The following is a 4,013-nucleotide window of genomic DNA, read 5'->3' on the forward strand; positions in this document are numbered from 1 at the left end:
CTTATAATAGAAAGACAAATCTAAAGTTTGGTAATATGAATGGAACCCTAGTATAATAAGCAGAAATGATGGTAAGGGAGTGAGCAAAATGAGGATTGAAAGAGTGAACGACTCGACCATTAAGTTCTTTCTAACGTATACAGACATTGAGAGTCGAGGTTTTAACAAGGAAGATCTTTGGATGAACCGCCAACGTGGAGAGGAATTCTTTTGGACAATTATGGACGAAGTAAACAGTGAACAGACTGAAGATTTTTCCATGGATGGACCATTATGGATTCAAGTACATGCTTTTGACAAAGGAATAGAAGTCGTTGTATCTAAATCTCAACAAGAGCAAGATTCATACGGTATGGAGTCTTATTCAATGAATTTTGAAAATCGTGATCTCGAATCTTATATTGACAAATCCATCCAGGATAGACCGCCTCAAGTACAACCAAATAGAGAATTAGATGTACCAGTCATTTCAGAGCCATTAACTGTACGTTTTAGAGACTTTGAAGACTTGATTAAATACACGTATGAAACTGAACATGATGAAACAACATATGAAGATCTACTCTATGTGTTGGACGGTAGATATTATTACCAAATGTACTTCGACTACAGAACGCATTTTGATCACATGGAAGGTATTGAGACAAAGCTGCTAGAATATAGCGAGCCTACACAAATTGCAAGTGCATATCTGGAAGAATACGGTAAAATTATAATGAGTAATAATGTTAGAGCTCAAGTTAGACGTTATTTTCAAGAAAAATAATTAACTTGTCTGAAAAAAAGATTTCCCCTCCTTATTTCCTATATATAGGATAAGGAGGTTTTTTTATGTTTTTAGCTCAAGATGAATTTGGTAGTCAAGTGTTTGCCCACCAAGCTGTTAAAAATGAATCTTATTTTTGTCCTGTCTGTGAAGCACCGGTAAGGCTGAAGGCGGGTAAAGTCAAAGTTGCACATTTTTCTCACCAACATATTTTACAATGTACACGGTATCTCTATAAAAAAGAATCATTAATGCATTTGAAATTAAAACATGATATTTATACTGAATTAAACAAAATATATGCGACTGCAATGGAATATTACCTAAAAGAAATTGAACAGATTCCAGATGTCCTTGTCAATTATCAACTCGCCATTGAAATACAGTTATCTCGAATTAGTGCGGATTTGGTTGCTATAAGGACAAAGGGTTATAACAAATTAGGTATGAAGGTCATCTGGCTAATCAACGACGCTGAAGTGAAGAAAGACGAGTGTTTATTAAGTCTTAATCACTTTCAATATGCGACGACAACTGACCATAAGTTGTTTACGATTAATACTGAGTCTTTATCAGTCAATATATATCACATAGGGCATCATGTTGGTAATAACCGGTTTATTTATAGAAGCGAAAAAATACAGGTTAAAGACCTTTATGGATATAGTAAAAGAGTAGACTGGCCGAATGACTATAAGCTAAGTCAAAGCATGGTAAAAAACATTCTATACCATGAAAAGTCAGCTAAATCTGTGTTAAATCCAACTCTGACTTATCTATATCAATTGGATATCCATCATCAACACATTCCAAAACGGTTTATAATGACGTGTCTGTATGAGCGAGATATCTTGAATTCACCGCTTGAATGGAAGCTGTATATTCACTACCACTTAAATAGGGGAACTTTTAATCTTCAAATCTTTATGGATTTTATTAAGTTGAGAACCAATGGGGATATTCTCGAAAAGCATATAATCGTTAAAAATCTAGTTCGATACTACTTAAAAGTTTTTCGGGATTCGGAAGATATTGCTTGAACAAAATTATGATTATTGAGAAAATTGGAGTATTAATCTATGGAGGTTTTAACAATGGGGAAATTAATCACAAGAGAAGAACAACAACTAGAAAACACATGGGATTTAACAACAATCTTCCAATCTGATGAAGAGTTTGACAAGGCTTATCAAGATTTAGAGAATAAGCTAGATCTAGCAGATAAATTTAAAAATGGATTTTCTTCAGCTGATGAGCTAGCGGATGCTTTAGAAACTGAAAGGGAATTAGATGTAGAGCTCGGTAAAGTATTTGTATACGCGCACTTAAAACATGATCAAGATACTTCCAACGATACTTATAGTGCGCTAGAAAGTCGTGCACGTTCTTTAGCTGTTAAATATTCAGCAGCGTGGAGCTTCTTAGTACCAGCCATTATGGAAATACCTGAAGAAACCCTAAAAGAATATGCTCAATCTGAGCGATTAAATGAATTCAAATTTGACTTAGAAAAGTTAAATAAACAACGCCCTTATGTTTTAAGCGACAAAGAAGAACAGCTACTGGCACAAGCTGGTGAAGTAATGCATACGCCAACCCAAGTATACGGTATGTTTAACAATGCTGATATTACTTTTGAGCCTGCTGTAGACAAAGATGGTAACGAACATGAATTAAGCCAAGGTAATTTTATAGAATTACTCAAGTCATCTGACCGTATTTTAAGAGAATCAGCTTATAAGAGCTTATATACAGCCTACGATGCTTTCAAAAATACTTTGAGTCAAACGCTAGCTGGAGTAGTAAATACACACGTCTTTAGCTCGTCAATTAGAGGCTATGAATCAAGTCGTCACCAAGCTCTAGCAAATAATCATATCCCAGAATCAGTATATGATAACTTAGTCGAGACAGTGAATAATAATTTACATCTTTTACATCGTTATACAGAGATTCGTAAAAAATTCTTAGGTCTAGACCAACTTAAAATGTATGATTTATATGTACCATTAGTCGACGATGTTGATTTTGATATGACTTATGAAAATGCAAAAGAGTGGTTAGTCAATGCCCTACACCCACTAGGTGAAGAGTATGTAGACATTATTAAAGAAGGTTTGAACAACCGTTGGGTCGACGTTTATCAGAATAAAGGTAAACGTACAGGCGCATACTCATCAGGTACTTTTGGAACAAATCCATACATCCTAATGAACTGGCAAGATAATGTGAATAATCTATTTACTTTAGCACATGAATTTGGGCATTCAGTACACAGTTACTATTCAAGAAAAAATCAACCTGCCAACATGAGTGGTTATTCAATCTTTGTAGCAGAAGTCGCAAGTACATTTAATGAAGCACTTTTAGCTGACTTTATGTTTAAAAATTTAACTGATGATAAACAAAAGCTTTACTTATTGAATGAGCAGTTAGAAGGGTTTAGAGGGACAGTGTTCCGTCAGACAATGTTTGCAGAATTTGAACACAAGATCCATACATTAAAAGAGTCAGGTGAGCCATTAACAGCAGGTAAGTTAAACGAAGTGTATGGTGATCTCAACAAGAAATACTTCGGTGAAGCTGTAGATTATGATGATTACATTTCAGTAGAGTGGGCGAGAATTCCTCACTTCTATATGAATTATTATGTGTATCAGTATTCAACTGGTTATTCAGCAGCAGCAAGTTTATCTAAACAAGTACTAGAAGGTGATCAAGAAACAGCTGAACGTTACATTAACGAATTCCTGAAAAAAGGGTCATCAAATTATCCAATTGAGATTCTAAAAAATGCAGGAGTCGATATGACGACAGCAGAACCAATTGAAAATGCCCTAGCTGTTTTTGAAGCACAACTTGATCAATTTGAAGAATTACTAGATAAATTAAAACAATAACTATGTGAATTCGTTTACATTATGACAAAAGTGTGAAAAACTGTTCAAAATGTTGTGCGAGCCCAATAACCGTGTTATATTAAACACATGAAAATTTTATCACTGAAAAACATACCCCTTTGTTAACAGTATAAAATTTCTCCCATCCCCTTTGTTTGAGCAGTACATTATAGAAGATGTACTGCTTTTTTGTGTCTAATTTTAAGACGGCCTTGATATGTGGGAGAGGGATATTGAATCGAAGGGTAGCAATTCAAAAAAGACTATAAAATCTTCCATACATACAAAACATACAAAAAATCCCGCCTACCAAGCTCTACTGAGAGCAAAGTAAGCGGGATTTAAAT

At 34.5% G+C, this 4,013-nt stretch carries 3 protein-coding genes; all 3 read left to right on the forward strand.

What is annotated here, in order from left to right; genetic code table 11:
* Positions 1–88: 88 nt before the first annotated feature.
* Entirely contained in the window at positions 89–766 is a 678-nt protein-coding gene (gene mecA / locus V6E76_RS11290) for an adaptor protein MecA (protein ID WP_166627206.1), read from the forward strand.
* A gap of 65 nt (positions 767–831) precedes the next feature.
* Positions 832–1,806, forward strand: coding sequence for a competence protein CoiA (locus tag V6E76_RS11295; RefSeq protein WP_198687900.1), 975 nt, complete (start codon positions 832–834; stop codon positions 1,804–1,806).
* Between the two features lie 54 nt (positions 1,807–1,860).
* The gene (pepF, locus tag V6E76_RS11300; RefSeq protein WP_026867415.1) at positions 1,861–3,666 is read left to right on the forward strand and encodes an oligoendopeptidase F; all 1,806 of its coding nucleotides are present in this window, start codon (positions 1,861–1,863) and stop codon (positions 3,664–3,666) included.
* The last annotated feature ends 347 nt before the right edge of the window (positions 3,667–4,013 follow it).

The sequence above is a fragment of the Jeotgalicoccus huakuii genome (genome assembly GCF_036665975.1).
In the GTDB taxonomy this organism is placed as follows: domain Bacteria; phylum Bacillota; class Bacilli; order Staphylococcales; family Salinicoccaceae; genus Jeotgalicoccus; species Jeotgalicoccus marinus.

What these genes read in the sequence shown, in the direction of transcription:
- mecA (WP_166627206.1), top strand. Translation starts at nt 89, where the DNA reads ATGAGGATTGAAAGAGTGAACGACTCGACCATTAAGTTCTTTCTAACG.
- V6E76_RS11295 (WP_198687900.1), top strand. Translation starts at nt 832, where the DNA reads ATGTTTTTAGCTCAAGATGAATTTGGTAGTCAAGTGTTTGCCCACCAA.
- pepF (WP_026867415.1), top strand. Translation starts at nt 1,861, where the DNA reads ATGGGGAAATTAATCACAAGAGAAGAACAACAACTAGAAAACACATGG.